This window comes from Telluribacter humicola (genome assembly GCF_017355935.1).
In the GTDB taxonomy this organism is placed as follows: domain Bacteria; phylum Bacteroidota; class Bacteroidia; order Cytophagales; family Spirosomataceae; genus Telluribacter; species Telluribacter humicola.
Map to the genome: position 1 here is coordinate 66,939 of NZ_JAFIQT010000008.1, position 17,660 is coordinate 84,598.

General features: G+C 48.7%; 15 protein-coding genes. 13 read left to right on the plus strand and 2 right to left on the minus strand.

Annotated elements, in window-relative coordinates; all coding sequences use genetic code 11:
• The first annotated feature begins 69 nt into the window (after window positions 1-69).
• The 7 genes from JUB14_RS24250 to JUB14_RS24280 all read left to right on the plus strand — a co-directional run bounded on the left by JUB14_RS24250 (window position 70) and on the right by JUB14_RS24280 (window position 6,469).
• Window positions 70-801: an alpha/beta fold hydrolase gene (locus tag JUB14_RS24250; RefSeq protein WP_207509452.1), complete on the plus strand. Its 732-nt coding sequence runs from the start codon at window positions 70-72 to the stop codon at window positions 799-801.
• Between the two features lie 106 nt (window positions 802-907).
• The gene (locus tag JUB14_RS24255; RefSeq protein WP_207509453.1) at window positions 908-2,278 is read left to right on the plus strand and encodes a sugar porter family MFS transporter; all 1,371 of its coding nucleotides are present in this window, start codon (window positions 908-910) and stop codon (window positions 2,276-2,278) included.
• A gap of 102 nt (window positions 2,279-2,380) precedes the next feature.
• Window positions 2,381-3,583 carry an alpha/beta hydrolase family protein gene (locus JUB14_RS24260; protein ID WP_207509454.1) on the plus strand — a complete coding sequence of 401 codons (1,203 nt, stop codon included), beginning with the start codon at window positions 2,381-2,383 and terminating at the stop codon, window positions 3,581-3,583.
• 197 nt (window positions 3,584-3,780) lie between these two features.
• On the plus strand, window positions 3,781-4,758 hold the full coding sequence (locus tag JUB14_RS24265; protein WP_207509455.1) for a mechanosensitive ion channel family protein: 978 nt from the start codon (window positions 3,781-3,783) through the stop codon (window positions 4,756-4,758).
• 45 nt (window positions 4,759-4,803) lie between these two features.
• Window positions 4,804-5,676, plus strand: a complete 873-nt coding sequence (gene cysM, locus JUB14_RS24270; RefSeq protein WP_207509456.1) for a cysteine synthase CysM — start codon at window positions 4,804-4,806, stop codon at window positions 5,674-5,676.
• A gap of 125 nt (window positions 5,677-5,801) precedes the next feature.
• Window positions 5,802-6,035 (plus strand): hypothetical protein, encoded by a 234-nt coding sequence (locus tag JUB14_RS24275; protein ID WP_207509457.1) that lies wholly within the window; start codon window positions 5,802-5,804, stop codon window positions 6,033-6,035.
• 194 nt (window positions 6,036-6,229) lie between these two features.
• Window positions 6,230-6,469, plus strand: coding sequence for a hypothetical protein (locus JUB14_RS24280; RefSeq protein WP_207509458.1), 240 nt, complete (start codon window positions 6,230-6,232; stop codon window positions 6,467-6,469).
• 43 nt (window positions 6,470-6,512) lie between these two features.
• Here JUB14_RS24280 and JUB14_RS24285 read toward each other — a convergent pair whose 3' ends face one another.
• Window positions 6,513-8,630, minus strand: coding sequence for an outer membrane protein assembly factor BamB family protein (locus tag JUB14_RS24285; RefSeq protein ID WP_207509459.1), 2,118 nt, complete (start codon window positions 8,628-8,630; stop codon window positions 6,513-6,515).
• A 64-nt stretch (window positions 8,631-8,694) separates the two neighbouring features.
• Window positions 8,695-9,117 carry a cytochrome B gene (locus JUB14_RS24290; protein ID WP_207509460.1) on the minus strand — a complete coding sequence of 141 codons (423 nt, stop codon included), beginning with the start codon at window positions 9,115-9,117 and terminating at the stop codon, window positions 8,695-8,697.
• A 165-nt stretch (window positions 9,118-9,282) separates the two neighbouring features.
• Between JUB14_RS24290 and JUB14_RS24295 the strand changes: the two genes are divergently transcribed.
• The 6 genes from JUB14_RS24295 (at window position 9,283) to JUB14_RS24320 (ending at window position 17,654) form a co-directional block, all read left to right on the plus strand.
• Window positions 9,283-9,585: a DUF4286 family protein gene (locus tag JUB14_RS24295; protein ID WP_207509461.1), complete on the plus strand. Its 303-nt coding sequence runs from the start codon at window positions 9,283-9,285 to the stop codon at window positions 9,583-9,585.
• Between the two features lie 236 nt (window positions 9,586-9,821).
• A complete protein-coding gene (gene hpf, locus JUB14_RS24300; RefSeq protein ID WP_207509462.1) occupies window positions 9,822-10,190 on the plus strand; it encodes a ribosome hibernation-promoting factor, HPF/YfiA family in 369 nt (122 codons plus the stop codon).
• A gap of 263 nt (window positions 10,191-10,453) precedes the next feature.
• The gene (locus tag JUB14_RS24305) at window positions 10,454-11,656 is read left to right on the plus strand and encodes a hypothetical protein (protein ID WP_207509463.1); all 1,203 of its coding nucleotides are present in this window, start codon (window positions 10,454-10,456) and stop codon (window positions 11,654-11,656) included.
• A gap of 183 nt (window positions 11,657-11,839) precedes the next feature.
• Complete coding sequence (locus JUB14_RS24310; RefSeq protein ID WP_207509464.1) at window positions 11,840-13,045, plus strand: hypothetical protein; 1,206 nt, start codon at window positions 11,840-11,842, stop codon at window positions 13,043-13,045.
• A 383-nt stretch (window positions 13,046-13,428) separates the two neighbouring features.
• The gene (locus JUB14_RS24315) at window positions 13,429-14,511 is read left to right on the plus strand and encodes an efflux RND transporter periplasmic adaptor subunit (protein WP_207509465.1); all 1,083 of its coding nucleotides are present in this window, start codon (window positions 13,429-13,431) and stop codon (window positions 14,509-14,511) included.
• 29 nt (window positions 14,512-14,540) lie between these two features.
• The gene (locus JUB14_RS24320) at window positions 14,541-17,654 is read left to right on the plus strand and encodes an efflux RND transporter permease subunit (protein ID WP_207509466.1); all 3,114 of its coding nucleotides are present in this window, start codon (window positions 14,541-14,543) and stop codon (window positions 17,652-17,654) included.
• Window positions 17,655-17,660 lie beyond the last annotated feature (6 nt).

Genomic DNA, 17,660 nt, shown 5'->3' on the forward strand with positions numbered 1-17,660 from the left:
ATGGGCTTTGCTATTTTATGCCTATTTTGGTAAAACAGAAAAACCTTCAACTAACAAACGATCAATTCCATGAAGCTTCATAGACAAACTCTGGTGCTACTGCATGGGCATGGTGTAGACGATAAAATCTGGGAAGATCTGGATGCGCAGTTGAATGATTGCTGCACACTCATTCGACCTAACCTGTCACTGCTTACTTCCTGTACGAGCATGGAAGCCTATGCCGAAGAACTATACAGGTTTCTGACAAGCGCTGCCGTAAATAAATGCATCCTGATCGGTCATTCGATGGGAGGCTACATAGCTTTGGAGTTCGCCAGAAAGTACCCGGATATGCTGGAGGGTTTTGGCTTGTTCCACTCCATAGCTTTTGCAGATGATGATGCCAAGAAGGAACAGCGGGATAAGATGGCTGACCTTTTACACAATCAGGGCGCGGCTAACTTTCTGCGTCACACTGGCGCCAATATGTACGGTCAGCGCTATAAAGAGCTATATCCTGAGAAAGTACAGGAACATATAAACCACTATGGCAGGCTATCGGCCGAAGCGCTGGTTGCTGGCATAAAAGCCATGCGAGACCGGGCTGATCGTACTGATGTACTGGCTGGGCTGCCCTTCCCGGTACTTTTTATCATCGGCATGCAGGATGATATACTGCCTTTTGAGCGTAGTATGGAGATGATCCGCTATCCGAAGCAAAGCTACCCTATGATCCTGGCTGAGGCAGGTCATATGGGCATGGTGGAACGTCCGGATGCTTCTGCCCGGATTATCCAGTGGTACATAGATCAACTGTAAGCCTACTTGCTAATTCTACGAAAGTCCACCGGGTAAAGGATCTGCGTGGACTTTTTTCATTTTATTTGTAAATAGTGGAATTATATTGAGTGTTAACTTCTAGACTATGTCAACTTCTTCTTCCAGAAATTTATTGGTGTACGCCATCACGGCAGTGGCGGCCACGGGAGGTCTCCTGTTTGGGTTTGATACAGGAGTCATCAATGTGGCTCTGCCTTCGCTCAAGGAGCATTTCCAGTTACAGGATTCGCCTAGTACGGTAGGCTGGATTGTAAGTGCCGTACTGATAGGGGGAATGGCAGGCCCTTTTATAAGCGGCCCGCTGACCGACATACTGGGCCGGAAGAAGATCAACATTATAGCGGCTCTGGTATTCGTGGTAGGATCTATCCTTACCGCCGTGGCCCCTTCGGTAGCCTTCCTGATCATTGGACGCCTCCTGCTGGGGTTGGCCATTGGTATTGTAGCGGCTACCATTCCTCTGTACATAGCCGAAATTGCCCCTGCCGATAAGCGCGGGCAGATGGTTACCTTCTTTCAGTTGGCGATTACGCTGGGCATTCTGCTTTCGTATGTGGTGGGTTACCTGTACGGTGAGCTGGCCGACGGCTGGCGTAATATGTTCTGGGCGGGTTTTATCCCGGCGGCTATTCTGTTGATAGGTATGTTGCTGGTACCTGAAAGCCCCCGCTGGCTTATTAATAAGGGGAGGGGCGAGGAGGCCATGGCTGTACTGACCAGGTTGCGCGGTGAAGCTGGCGCCCGTAATGAATACCAGCAGACGATGGAACTGATCGAGCGGGAGCGCACGAGCCGGGCCGACTGGCGTGAGTTGTTTGGACGTCGGTTACGAATTCCTCTGCTGATCGGAATCGGAATCTTTGCTATTCAGCAGTTCTCGGGTATCAACGCCATTATCTACTATTCGACCGATATTTTCAATTCCGTTTTTACTTCTACGCGTGAGGCTACCCTGGCTACCGTAGGGGTGGGTGTAGTCAATGCCGCTTCCACGCTAATTGCGGTTTTCTTTCTGGATCGCTGGGGCCGTAAGCCCCTGCTCTATACGGGTCTGGTAGGTACGGCCGTATCACTGGCTACGGTAGGATGCGCCTTCCTGTTCCGGGACTCCATCAGTGCCGATCTGCAGCAGATCATGCTGGTAGGTGGCGTATATGTTTATCTTTTCTTCTTTGCTATCAGTCTGGGACCCATGGGCTGGCTGCTGATCGCTGAGGTATATCCGCTGCGCATCCGTGGCTTTGCTACCAGTATGGGTAGCTTTAATCACTGGTTTTTTGACTTCTGGGTGGGCTTTACCTTTCCACTTATGCAGGCATCAGCCCTGGGACTCAACGGGGGTATCTTCTTTATCTACATGGGAGTGGTACTGCTCGGCTTACTATTTACCAAGTTTATCGTACCTGAGACCAAAGGTCTGAGTCTGGAGGAGATCGAGGGCTTGTGGAAGAAATAAATCAGTAGTGCGGGAAAGCCTATTTCCCGCACTACTGCCCAAACGAAAAAAGGGTAGCTTACGTTATACTTACTGACAACTAACTTTTCGAGCTACTTTTTCATGAAGATACAGCCCAAATTAATGCCTTCTATGAGGCTATGGGGACTTTTATTGTGGAGCCTGCTGTTCCTGCCAGGTTGCGATCGTGATAATCCTATCACTACCCCTCAGAATAAATACCTGGTTGAAAGTAAGCAGGTAATCGAATTCTCAAAGGAACAACTTAGTCAGCAGCTATCAGCCTTGAGCCCCCTGCTGGCCGGACTGGTCCGTAACGGAGTAAAGGTTCACCGCATTACCTATAAAACCAAAAATACGGACGGTACTGATATCACCGCTTCGGGAGCTATCATCCTTCCTTCTACAACGGAGGCGGCTCCCATGATCAGTGTACAGCATGGTACGATCAGAAGCGATTCAGAGGCCCCTTCTAATTTCAGCCCCGGAACCGAAGCTTACTATGCCGGGTCGCTCTTTAGCGCCTTAGGCTATATTATTGTGTATCCTGACTATATAGGCTATGGGGCTTCCAAAGATCTTCCGCATCCGTATGAGCACCGGGAGAGCCTTGGCTCCGCGTCGCTGGATATGTTGCGGGCGGCTAAGGAGTTTCTGAAAGAGCAGAAAGATATAAAGTGGGACGAGCGCCTGTTTATTACGGGCTACTCCGAGGGAGGCTATGCTACCCTGGCTTTACAGCAAAAACTGGAACAGGAGGCAGCCGGTGAGTTTAACCTGCGGGCATCAAGTGCCGGGTCGGGAGCCTACAATAAAACGGCCTTCATGAATTATCTGATCAACAATCAGACCAGTGGTGTGGCCAGCCGCAATTCGCTATACCTGTGGGTACTGCTGACGTATGATCGCATATATGGACTGAACCGCCCGGCTTCGTACTATTTTAAGGAGCCGTATGCTACCCAGATCCAGCAACGGGGCAAGGATGCCGTTATAAACGTGTCACTAAGTGATATTATGACAGATCAGTTCAAGCAGGGGCTGGCCGATGGTACGGATAAGGCTTTCCTGGATGCCGTCGCGGACAACAATGTCTATGACTGGAAGCCTGTTACGCCTACCCGCTTGTACCATGGTGATTCAGACCGTCTGGTATTCTACTTCAATTCACAAAATGCCTACGATGCTATGATCAAGCATGGGGCTACCAACGTTAGTCTGTTCCCGATTAAGGGCGGAGATCATGATACGTCCATTGATAAGTTTCTGCTCGGAACGCTGGAGTTCTTTACCTCAACGAACTAGTACCGTTTAGTGATTCAAGAATATATTTTTGCCCATAGTCTATAACAAAAACTATGGGCACTTTTTTTATAGATTATCAGGAGTAATAACTTTCATCTCTTGCTGGTTCTTAATCTGTATCCTATCACTTATTACTATACTTCGCCGGTAACGTGTATGGCCGGTGTCAGCTACTTAACATTGCGTGTTGCCATCTTATGATACCATTGCTTATTCTGCTTCAGGCCAATACACCGGCTATCGCCAAAGGGGCGGAAAAGATCAGCCAGGGATTACCGCGTGAGGTACGGCGATTCCTGGAATTTAATCTATTCAAAGTCAAAAACTTCGAGATTACTGTTTTTGACATCCTGATTATTGTCTCACTCATTCTGTTGGGGCGGCTCCTGATATGGCTGCTGGCGGGGGTACTTCGGAGAGGATTCTTTCAGCGTAACCAGGTTGACCAGGGACGGCAGGAAGCAGTTATACAGCTGATCAGGTACTTTATCTATACAATCGTATTTATACTGGGGCTTGAAATAGCGGGTGTACAACTGTCCATACTGCTGGCTGGTTCGGCTGCCCTGCTGGTAGGTGTAGGTCTTGGACTTCAGCAGACTTTTAATGATCTGGTATCTGGTTTGATTTTGCTTTTTGAAGGCAGTATCAATGTCGGTGATATAGTGGAGCTGGACAACGGCCTTGTAGGGCGTGTGACGGATGTAGGGCTGCGTACCTCAAAGCTAGAAACTCGTGACTCGATTGGAATTATTGTTCCCAACTCGAAGTTTATCAATAACAACATCATCAACTGGTCGCACAACCGTTCGCTGACGCGCTTTATTATTAAAGTAGGCGTATCGTACCGTAACGATCCCCGACGGGTAGAGTCCATACTACTATCGAGTGCCGGCGAACATTCGGAGGTAGCCCAGAATCCGCCACCTACGGTGCGCTTGATGGACTTCGGAGAGTCAGGATTGATGTATGAGCTCTTGTTCTGGACGTACAGCGCGTGGCGCATTGAATATATTAAGAGTGAAATACGCTTTGTGATTTTTGAGCGGTTCCGGCAGGAGAAAATAGAAATACCCTATCCGCAGCGCGATATTAACCTGCACTTTGGGTGGGAAGATCTGATAGAGAAAGTAACAAAGAATGATAAAGGGAATAGTAACAATCCTAACACATAAATAGCAGCTACTCCACCGTCAGAGCGGATAGTACTAGTAAACAGAATGGCAACACTCCTTGACTTAGTAGGTAATACACCTTTGGTCGAACTGACCCACCTCAATCCTAACCGCAACGTACGCATATTTGGTAAACTGGAAGGCAATAACCCTGGTGGTAGTGTCAAAGACCGTGCCGCGCACAGCATGATCAGCGGAGCTATCGAGCGCGGTGAACTCCAACCCGGTATGAAGCTCATAGAAGCTACCAGTGGCAATACCGGTATAGCGCTGGCCATGATTGCCCGCCTATACGACATAGAGATAGAGCTGGTGATGCCGCAGAACTCCACCCGTGAGCGGGTACTTACCATGGAAGCCTTCGGGGCGAAGGTAACTCTCACCGAAACCATTGAAAGTGCGCGCGACTACGCCGAGCAGAAAGTACAGGAGGGGGGCTTCCTGATGCTGAATCAGTTTGCCAATCCTGACAACTGGCTCGCTCACTACCGTACTACCGGTCCCGAGATCCTGCAGGCTACTAACGGACGTATCACTCATTTTGTCTCTTCCATGGGTACTACGGGTACCATTATGGGAGTTTCACGATTCCTGAAAGAGAAGAACCAGGCTATTCAGATCGTAGGTTGCCAGCCTACCGACGGGTCCAGCATACCCGGTATCCGGAAGTGGCCTCAGGAGTACTTACCCAGGATCTTTGAAGCCGATCGGGTAGACCGGGTAATAGAAGTGTCGCAGGAAGATGCTACGATCATGGCCCGTCGCCTGGCTAAGGAAGAGGGAATATTTGCCGGTATGAGTAGTGGAGGAGCGGCCTGGTCGGCCATAAAGCTGGCACAGGAGCTGCAAGAGGGCGTGATTGTATTCATCATCTGCGACCGTGGTGATCGCTATCTGTCCAGCGAGCTTTTTGGGTAATAAGAGCAGGAGTAGCAGAGACGTACTTCGCTAGAAATCTGATATATATAGTAACAGAAGGGGTAGATAAGTTGTTAAGACTTAATATACCCACCATTACTTCTATACTTTAAATCAGATTGATTATGAAAACAGTACGCAACATTTCCCTTACGCTCCTGCTGGCTGGCTCGAGCCTGATTTTTTCTTCCTGCTTCCGACAAAACATGCTACGTAATAATGATGTGAATATTGGTAGATATGATATCGCGGTTATAGATGGTTGCCAATACATCGTGCTGGGACGTAAAGACAATACAGAAAGCAAGAGTATAGCTCATAAAGGCGATTGTAACAATCCTATTCATAACCGTCGATAGTAGTACCTTTTATCTTTTAAAGCCGGAAGCCCCGCTGTTAGGATCAGCGGGGCTTCCGGCTTTTTAGCCAGTAAAATAATGGTAAATTTTAGTTTGATGGGTGTTAGGCTTACGGAACAAGTAGCTTATCTTGCTCTTATAGTCCTAAGAGGCTGTCGTGTTCACACTTACTCCATTCCAACTACTACCGTACCATGAGAAATTGTAATGTTCTTTTCGGCATTCTGTTCCTGTTAGGCTCAGCCTTGGGGGCCACTTCCTGCGTTGGACCCAACACACTGCGCAACAATGACCGAAACATTGGTAAGTACGACATCACTACCATTGATAGCTGTCAGTACATTGTAATAGATCGAGGTAGGGATGGAGTAGCTCTGGCTCATAAGGGAGACTGTACCAATCCCATCCATCCTCGCGTAAACCAGGTTCGGTAACAACAGGGAGCCAGGCTGTATAGTCCGGCTCTCGATGCTTCGGCTACGGCAACGCAAAGGCTACGTAACTGTCGCCCTTGGGAGTACCTAGCTTGGTACCTCCGCAGGCAATCACTACGTACTGTTTACCCTTGACCTCATATACGGCCGGAGTGGCAAAGCCCGCTGCCGGAAGCTTGGTCTCAAACAGGACTTTACCCGTCTTCTTATCGAAGGCCCTGAACATGCCATCCTTAGTAGCGGCTATAAAAAGTACACCTCCGGCAGTAACTACGGGGCCACCGTAATTTTCGGTACCCGTTGGCGGTATTCCTCTAGCGGAGAGTTCTTTAAATTCACCTAGCACCACTTTCCAGACGTATTCGCCGGTATTTAGGTTAATAGCGCTTAGTTGCCCCCAGGGAGGAGTAATGGCCGGATAACCATTCTTATCCAGAAACTTGTTGTAGCCATCCATCTTGTAAGGCAGCGGGAACATACTGGCGTGTACATCATCCCCTACTTCTTTCTTTTCCTGCTCAAACAGAAAGTCAATCAGAGCCTGCCGTTCCTCGGCCTTCAGGTGCGAAAAGCCCGGCATCATTCCTTTTCCGCTACTTACAATGGCATGAGCAGTAGCCTGGTCACGGCGCTTGTTAATCCCTTTCAGCGAGGGGTATCCACTGGCCGGATTACCCTGAAGTTCGGGGCCGTGGCAGCCGGAGCAGTTGAGGGTATAGACCTTATGACCCGGTGACAGGCCAACCAATTGGTCGGCTTTGGGTACATCTTCCATTTTCATCACCCAGGCCATCTCGTTGGAGTTGACATAGAGTATTCCTGTCTCGGTATCGTAAGCCGGGCCTCCCCATTCGCCACCGCCGTCAAAGCCGGGAAATATAAGGGTACCTTCCTGGCTGGGTAGCTCAAACTGATTTTTATGACGGATCTTTTTCAGCTTCGCCAGTAGCTCCTGCCGGTTCTCAGCATAGGGACTAACGTCATTGTCGCCGATGGTCTGTCGGGAGAAGGGGGCGGGCTTCTGCGGAACAGGCTGTGTAGGCCACGGATGTTCACCCGGTAGGCCATTGGTAGGTACAGGTACCTCTTTGATGGGGAAAAGAGATTGACCTGTTACCCGATCAAATACAAAAACGAAGCCCGACTTGGTGATCTGGGCGACGGCGTCAATGGTCTTGTTATTACGCTTAACCTGTACCAGCGTAGGGGCCGAAGGCAGGTCGCGGTCCCATACATCATGGTGGATAAACTGGTAGTGCCACTTGCGCTTGCCGGTAGCGGCATCCAGGGCCAGCAGACAGTTGGCGTACAGGTTTTTGCCGGGGCGGTTGCCACCGTAAAAGTCATAGCCGGCCGAGCCGGTAGGTACATACACAATACCACGATTCCGGTCAATGGCCATACCGGCCCAGTTATTGGCTGCCCCTACGTCCGTATTTTTCCAGTTGTCCTTGTCCCAGGTCTCGTAGCCCGGCTCGCCCGGATGCGGAATGGTACGGAAGGTCCAGGCCAGCTTACCGGTCTTTACATTAAAAGCCCGTACGTGTCCCGGTGCGGCATCCGGTCCCTCCGACAGTCGTACGGGCATTACGATCAGGTCTTTATAAATAGTACCCGGTGTATTGGAGCAGATGAACTTGTTCTGTGCTATCTCCGGCAGCCCCAGCCGCAGACTGGTGCGTCCGCCTTCCCCGAATGACTCGATCATCTGACCCGTACGGGCGTCCAGGGCGTAGAGCCAGGGACCCGCCGTAAAAAGAATACGCTTATCATCGCCCTCGGCCCAGTAGGTCACGCCACGGCTGGTATTGTACCACTGCGGATCGCGGGAGTCAGCAAAACGCCATAGTTCCTTACCCGTAGCGGCATCCAGCGCAAATACCTGTACCGAGGCCGTGGTAGCAAAGAGTACCCCATCAACCATGATGGGGTTACACTGCATCTGGCCGGAGGTGTCGCGGGTATGGTACTCCCACGCCACCTGCAGACCTTTTACGTTTTCGGGCGTAATCTGTTTGAGGGTAGAGTAGTGGGTACGCTCAGGTCCACCCAGGTACTCGGGCCATTCGGCGGTGGCAGCCTTAAAGTCGGTGAAGTTAAACAGGAGGACACTACCCGCCAGACCGGCCCCCAGTGTTAGTATGGTTAATGTTTTTTTCATGCAAAAAGAAAGAAGCCACTTTCGTTATAAAAGTGGCTTCAGAATAATAGTTACTCAATACGTATCAGAACCAACCGGCTCCCAGATCACGGAAAGGCCAGGGTATAGCCACCAGCATTATGACCAGCGCCATGGCGTAGAAGAACAGAACTGTGCGGTGCCTCAGGGCACCCTCTGCCTTGCGTGAGCGAACGCGACCTACGGTAATCAGTGTGACTGCGATCAGCATCATGATAGAGTGCTCTATCGTAAAGAAGCGGTACAGGCGGTCGCTTATCATTTCAAACTCTACTTTAGGACTTATAACGTACAGCACTATGCCTATCAGTAGCTGAATGTGGGTAGCAATCAGGGCAAATGAATAAAGTTTGTTATCCTTAGTGTCACCTTTCTGCCAGTTGGAGTAGGCCGTGCCGATAGCAGCCAGCAGGAGGATCAGCACTACGTAGCGTAGTCCTGAGTGAGCATGTAGTAAACCGTTATACATATAGTAGATTAATTACTTTTAGGATGAGTAGTTAGTAGATTAGATTTACAAATAAAAAGAAAAATACGAAACCGACCGCAATTTATCCCCTCCGACAACTCGCTTGAAACGAATTTTGTTCAGGTACGGTTGCACAGCTAGAGGTACTTATTTACAATTAACATCATGATTCTTTACAATATAACGATCAGTATTCTGCACGAAGCGGAGCAGGAGTGGCTCCAGTGGATGAAGGAGGTACATATTCCCGAGGTGATGGCAACCGGACAACCGGTAGAAAACCGTATGCTGCGCCTGCTGACGGAGCTCGACAACGGTGGTGTTACCTATACCTGTCAGTACTACTTCAATACCCTGGCAGACTACGAAATTTATCAGGCTGTGTACCATCCCAAGCTTCAACAGAAGCATCATGAGCGCTATAAAGAGCGCTATGTTACCTTCCAGACCCTACTGGAAGACGTGTAATATCCCCCTACAGCACCCAGGGAGGCATTTGTGAAAAAAGCCTCTTTTGGGCTTGACATATCCCTCTATTTTCACTAGATTTATTCTACCGATTTCGTCATCCGGCGGTTGTACCGGAACGCGTAGCGGTTCGGCACTTTGGTTACAGGAGCGCCGGACCGCTATTTTATCCCCGGCCTTCCACCTGGGATGAAGAAACGGTGCAATACATGTTTCACCTTAAATTTAGTGTGCTTATGAGACTGCAGATGCGTGCTGTTCACTTTGATGCTGATCAGAAACTATTATCGTTCATTCAGCAGAAGATGGACAAACTGGATACGTTCTATGACCGTATCACTAGTGGTGAAGTAATTTTAAAACTGGATAAAAGTGGAAGTACCAAGATACATACGAAGCTTCTGGAAGTGAAGCTTTACGTACCCGGTGGTAGGGTGTTTGTGAAAGAGCAGGGTACGACGTTTGAGGAGGCTACTGACCTGGCCCTGGACGCTCTGAAAATGCAGGTAAAGAAATATAAGAATAAGCGTAAGGATGGAAGGGCACCAAAGCTAAACCAGGTAAATGCTTTGGAAAGTGACGAAATGGAAATGGATGAATTGTAAATGACATATAAATCAGAAGGTTACGGGGCGATTCACAAATGTGAGTGGCCCCGTAACTTTATCAAGCCTATGTATACGAATATTTATTTATAGGCTACAAGTAATAACAGCCGTTTACTAACTTGGCAGAACAAATAATTTGGGTAGTAGTTATTAATTGTCAGAAGCAATAATGTGGCAATACTACTAGTGAGCTAACGCTTGCTGTGGTGCGATAATAATGGTTAAAGTTTCAAGAGGGACCTTTTCCTATATACAACACTATGTCGCTATACATATCCCGCCCATCAACACCAGGTAGTCATTTTTATTCTTATCTGGAGAACTTTACTCATACAAGCTACTGGCAGCTCAAGTTGTCGGTGGCTATTTTTGGCTTTGTGCTGCTGACTACCTATCCCAATTACCTGGATATCCTGAAAGATCCTGCTCCTAAGACTACTTTTTCCTATTTTTTCGATAAAGTAGCTTCACCCCTGGCTCCTGTTACGTTTGATGAAACAACGCATGGCTCTAAAATAGCCTTTCGGTTCACGGTGCCTCTGCTGGCCAGGCTGATCAACGTAGGGAGTACTGTTTCCGGTAGGGATATCGTGCTTATCTTTATGCTGCAGTCGCTGTTGCTTATACCTTTTCTGTTGCTGCTGATCCGGCTTCTTAACCGGTACATGGACTCTGTCAGTACGGTGTTTATGGTGGTGGCCTGCTCGGCTACTTATCTAGGCAAAGCCTTCTTCTGGGATTATGAATGCTGGTTTGATGGTTACGCCTATTTCTTTTTGCTGGCAGGTATGTGCTTTAGGCGCCAGTGGCTGGTATTCAGTATGTTATTGTTAGCCTGCTGGACCGATGAAAGGGCTGTAGTAGCCCTGGGGTCTGTATACCTGTTTCACCGATTGCGGGAGAATGACTTTACGTTGAGTTCTATAAAAGAGCTGCTGCCCCAGCGCTTATCTTCTGATGCCTCCGCGGTAGTGCTGCTGGTGCTGGTAGCCTATGGTCTGATCAGGTGGTGGCTAGCTACCGCCTATGGATTACAAACTCCTTCGGGACAGAAGGCCGGAGTAAGCTTGTCGTTTCTGCCCTTTCAGCTTAAGCACCGGCTCATAGGTATTCCTTTTACTTTCGAGGGGCTCTGGATTCCTTTTGCACTGGCTATGTGGGTACTTATGGAACAAAGGAATAAACTGCTGGCGGCCCTGCTGCTGGGGGGGATGATCATACATACGATTATTGCTTATTGCGTATTTGACATTACCCGAAGCCTGGCCTATGCTTTTCCTCTGATCATTATTAGTATTATTTTGACGGCCAGGCACTATGCACATAACCGCAATCAGATTTTGATGTTGGTTATGCTTGTCTGCATCCTGATCCCTACGCACTATATTGTGATGTATATCATACAGATTCCCTGGTCGCTATCTTCCTTCGAAGAATTTAGTGTGGCTTTGCGAGCCTTATAATGTAAGTATAGCACTAGGTGCATGAATGTGTGCCTGGTAGGTAGCTAAGAGTAAAGAAATGTAATAACGAGTACTGGTATGAAGCTACGAGAAGAAGTTTTTAACGGAGAGTGGGTGAATCATATCATTCAGAAAGTACCACTGGCGGTGCCTCTTGCCTTCACATAATTTAGTAAGTAGTATATGACCCTTAAAGAACTTTACCAGTTATCCCACTTTAATTACCTGTACACATACATTGAAAAGTTTACCCAAACCTCCTTCTGGCAGTTTAAGTTAGCACTCGTTTTATCGGTCTTTGTGTTTCTGACTACCTATCCCAACTATCTGGATATACTAACCGATCCTTCTCCAAGAACTACATTTGACTATTTTTTCAGCAAGTCCGAAGCTCCATTTGCCCCGGCCGTAGTAGGCCACACCGGATCGCACGGTGCCAAAATAGCTTTTCGGCTTACCATACCACTCCTGGCCAAAGCTCTTCGTATAGGCTCAACGGTAACCGGCAAGGATGTTGTACTTATCTTTATCATTCAGTCTCTGCTGCTACTGCCCTTTCTATGGGGCTTCATGAAAGTAGTAAACCGTCACCTCGACAACGTAAGTACCGTATTGGCCGTTACTGCCTGTTCGGCTACCTATCTGGCCAGCGCCTTCTTCTGGGACTATCACTTCTGGTTTGACGCTTATGCTTTCTTCTTCCTGCTGATGGGGATGTTTTTCCGGAACCGGATAGCCATTTTTACCTTTCTGCTACTGGCCTGCTTTACCGACGAGCGTGCAGTTATAGCCCTATTGTCAGTTTATATTTTTCACTTGCTGGAAGAACGGAACTTCACCCTCACCGGATTCAGAGAGCTCTTTCCCAGGAGTATACTGAGTAGCCGGGCCAGTGTAGTGGTTCTGGTGGTTGGTACCTATGTACTGGTAAGGTTATTGCTGACTACAACATTTAGTCTCAGAACTCCTTCCGGTGAGAACGTAGGGGTAAGTGTGTCCATCATTCCTTTTCAGCTCAAGCACCGGCTTATCGGTATACTCTTTTCGTTTGAAGGCTTCTGGATACTCTTTGGGATGTCTATAGTGTTGCTGATTGTTAACCGGCAGAGGTTACTGGCAGGGGTACTTCTGGCTTGCTTACTGCTGCATATAGTAGTAGCCTATAGCGTATATGACATTACCCGTAGCCTTACGTACGGCTTTCCGCTTTTTATCACAGCATTGTTAATTACAGGTAAAGGTCTTGCGAAGGAAAGAAAGCATATCCTGGCAGTAGTACTTCTGTGTTGCCTTGTTGTACCTACCCACTACGTTATTTACCACATCATTCAGATCCCCTGGACGATAACCGCATGGGATGAGCTGAAACTGGTTGTGCAAAGCCTCTAACATGATTAATCTAAGACGATAAGGGCGGCCTGACATACGGGTCGTCCTTATCGTATATATACACACCTTTGACTCCTCAATCCTGACTGCATGAAAAAATGGTAGGAATATAGATAGATACATCCGCTTCCCGACTTCTATGCATGTACCTTTTGTTCAGAATAAGAGATAAATCAAGCGTCAATAGAATTGAAGATATCGAAGTAGTAAAGGATATATACCCGCACAGATACAATAGAGTAATATAAATTATAAAGAGCGTTAATTCTATAATTATTGATTGTTTTTTATAGGTTTGACTTATAATTTATTATGGATTACTACTTAAAGACGGAATAAAATTTTAAATATAAAATATTAGATTAAAATAAGGTAAAACTTGTATGCGTACAATTATACTGATAGGTGGAGTCATTGCGGTACTGGCTCTGGGTAAGGTCTTCTACTTTGCCAAACCTGATATGGAAAAAGGTAATGCCGGGGGGAGCTCGCCCTCGGGTAGTAAAGGTGGTGGAGGTAAGGCCGGAGGAGCCGTTCCGGTAGATGTGTATCTGACGAAGCTGGAGACGGTCGAGAATGCACTTTACGCCTCAGGTACCATAGTGCCTAACGAGGAGGTAGATATGAAAGCCGAAATGTCAGGAAGATTGATAAGCCTGAATATCCGGGAGGGGAGCTACGTTCAGAAGGGCCAGCTGATTGCTAAAATCAATGATAAGGATCTGAAAGCGCAGCTGGCAAAAGTGGAATACAATGAGGAACTGGCCAAACGCATAGAGGCTCGACAGAAAAAACTGCTGGATATTGAGGCCATCAGCCGGGAGGAGTACGAGATTACCGCCAATAACATCCGGACTATCGGAGCTGACAAGGACGTGATCATGGCCCAATTGGAAAAGACCGAGATCCGTGCTCCTTTCAGTGGGACCATCGGCCTTAAAAATATCAGTGAGGGAGCTTTTCTGTCGCCGGGTACTTCGGTAGCTACACTGGTGCAGACCAACCCGGTAAAGGTTGATTTTACGGTACCCGAGAAGTATTCCCGCTACATCCGCTTAGGCAGTGAGGTGAGGCTGAATCTGGATGGTGATAATACAAACTATTCGGCTCGCGTCGTAGCCGTTGACCCGAAGGTTGATGCTGAACTCCGGACCCTGCGGGTAAGGGCGGTAGCTGCCAACCCCGGCAATCGCTACGTACCCGGTATGTTCGTAAAGGTACAGGCCAACCTGGAAGGTAACAACAACGCCATCATGATCCCCACGGAGGCGATTGTGCCGGTACTGAAAGGGAAAAAGGTATACATAGTGAAGAATGGCAAAGCACAGGAGGCTATGGTGACGACGGGTATGCGTACCGACCAGAAGATCCAGATTACGGATGGCCTGAAAGCGGGCGATTCCCTGATCGTAACGGGTATTATGGCTCTCAAGCCGGACGCTCCCGTAAAAGTCAATAAGCTCTAACCCAACCGGTACTTTAACGATCAACTAGTATGAGTATCTCTACGATCTCCATAAAGCGTCCGGTGCTGGCCATAGTGATGAATCTGCTCATCATTCTGTTCGGGTTTCTGGGCTTCAAGTACCTGGGTATGCGGGAGTTTCCTTCTATTGACCCACCGGTGGTGTCCATTCGGACCAGCTACACCGGAGCTAATGCTGATATCATCGAATCGCAGATTACCGAGCCCCTTGAGAAGCAGCTTAACAGTATAGAAGGGATTAAATCCATCAGCTCTACCAGTAGTCAGGGCGTTAGCCAGATTACCGTAGAATTTGGTATTGGCGCGGATATGGAACGTGCCGCCAACGACGTACGGGATAAGGTAGGATCGGCGGCACGTACGCTGCCGCTGGACATCGACGGACCACCCATCGTAAGTAAAGCCGATGCAAACTCTGAACCCATCATAGTACTTACTTTTCAGAGTAATACCCGCTCGCACCTTGAAGTGAGCGACTACGCCGAAAACGTAATCGCCCAACGCCTCCAGACGATCAACGGTGTGAGTGATATCCGGATATTCGGGCAGAAGAAGTACGCTATGCGTGTATGGATGGACCCCGGCAAAATGGCTGCCCTGGGTATTACAACGCAGGATGTAAAACGAGCTCTGGACCGGGAGAACGTAGAGCTCCCTAGTGGAAAAATAGCCGGTAATAATACGGAGCTTACTGTAAAGACACTGGGGCGCTTCAAAACGGAGGACGACTTTAACGAGATGATCGTGAAGAATACTTCCACGCAGATCATACACCTGAAAGATATTGGTCATGCCGAGTTGGGACCCGAGGTGGAAGAAACCATCCTGCGACTGAACAACGTACCTATGATTGGTCTGGCTGTCACGCCAATGCCTGGCTCTAACTACCTCGAAATATCCGACGAGGTAAACAAGCGTCTGGCTGATATCAAGAAAGAACTGCCCGCTGATTACGAACTGGACACGCTCCTCGATAACACCATATTTGTGCGCCGCTCTATCGAGGAGGTGGGCGAGACTCTCCTGATTGCTATTGTACTGGTAGTACTGATTATCTACCTGTTCTTCCGTGACTGGCTGGTAGCGTTCCGCCCACTCATTGATATTCCGGTATCGCTGATTGGTACCTTCTTTATCATGTACCTGATGGGCTTCTCAATCAATGTACTTACCCTGCTGGCTATCGTACTGGCTACCGGACTGGTGGTGGATGACGGTATTGTGGTTACTGAGAATATCTTCAAAAAGATTGAGGAAGGCATGAGCCCGATTGAGGCGGCCATCAAAGGCTCCAACGAGATTATATTCGCGGTTATTTCGACTTCTGTTACGCTGTCATCCGTATTCCTGCCGGTGATATTCATGCAGGGGTTTGTGGGTAAGCTATTCCGGGAGTTTGGTATAGTCATATCGGCGGCGGTATTAATATCCGCCTTTGTGTCGCTGACGCTGACGCCCATGCTCAATGCGTATCTGAACCGTAAGACGCACAAGCGTAGCTGGTTTTATGAAAAGACGGAACCCTTCTTTGAACGGCTTACCACCAACTACAGCAATGCCCTGTCCAGCTTCCTGCGGGTGCGGTGGGTAGCTCTGCCGCTGATCGCCCTGACGCTGGTGATGATCTGGTTTTTTGGAAAAGGGCTACAGTCTGAACTGGCTCCCCTCGACGACCGCAACTGGTTCCGTATCTCCATGACGGCTCCGGAGGGCTCCTCCTTCGAATTTATGGATAAGTACGTGCAGAGCGTTAGCCAGATGCTAATGGATTCTATGCCGGGCAAGAAGGGAATTATGCTGGTTACTTCACCCAATGGCTTTGGCCTGGGTGCCTCTAATACCGGTAACGGGCGGGTAGCGCTGGTAGACCGAATGGAAAGAGAGATGTCGCAGCAGGAAATCGCCGACTGGATCACCAAGCGACTCAAAAAGCTTCCCGATGCTAAGTCGTTCGTGGTACAGCAGCAAACCATTGCGGTGGACTCACGAGGTGGGCTACCGGTGCAGTACGTAATACAGGCACCTGATTTTGAAAAGCTACGTGAGTACCTGCCCCGGTTTATGGAGGAGGTAGCAAATGATCCTACGTTTGCGGTAACAGATGTGAATCTCAAATTCAGCAAGCCCGAGCTACAGGTGGTCATTGACCGTGAAAAGGCCAAGGCGGTAGGGGTGTCGGTGGCGGACGTAGCACAGACTATGCAACTGGGCTTCGCGGGGCAACGCTTCGGGTACTTCACCATGAACGGCCGACAGTATCAGGTTATAGGCCAGTACGACCGGGCCAACCGTGATGATCCTTTGGATCTGAAAAGCATGTTTGTCAAGAACAGCCAGGGAACGCTGGTGCAGCTGGATAACATTGTGAGAGTGGAAGAGGAGAGTAATCCCCCGCAGCTATTCCACTACAACCGCTACATGAGTGCGACGGTACAGGCCGCTCTTGCCCCTGGCAAGACTATTGGTGACGGTATCGAGGCCATGGATAGGGTGAAGGATAAGCTGAATGACGAGTCTATTCAGACTGCTCTGAGCGGTGCATCCCGTGACTATGCCGAAAGCTCATCCAATACGATGTTTTCGTTCTTCCTGGCTCTGATCCTGATTTACTTCATTCTGGCCGCTCAGTTCGAAAGCTTTGTGGATCCGTTTATCATTATGCTTACAGTACCATTGGCGATTGGGGGAGCAGTATTTTCGCTCTGGTACTTCAACCAGACCCTGAATATTTTCAGCCAGATCGGGATGATTATGCTTATAGGTCTTGTAACTAAAAACGGTATCCTGATCGTGGAATTTGCGAATCAGCTGCGGGAGCAGGGGAGGGGAATCAAAGAAGCCGCACTGGAAGCCGCTACCCTACGCTTCCGGCCTATCCTGATGACCAGCCTTGCCACTATCCTAGGGGCCATGCCGATCGCTCTGGCGTTGGGTTCGGCGGGTAAGAGCCGGATGTCAATGGGTATTGTGATCATGGGGGGATTAGCCTTCTCGCTGGTGCTGACGCTTTACGTAATACCAGCCATGTATACCTTCCTGTCGCGTCAGAAAAACTTTGAGCGGATGCGTGAAATAGAGCGTCTCTCGCAGGAAACGCAGACCGAGGAAGTAGAGTTGATTTAAGCACTC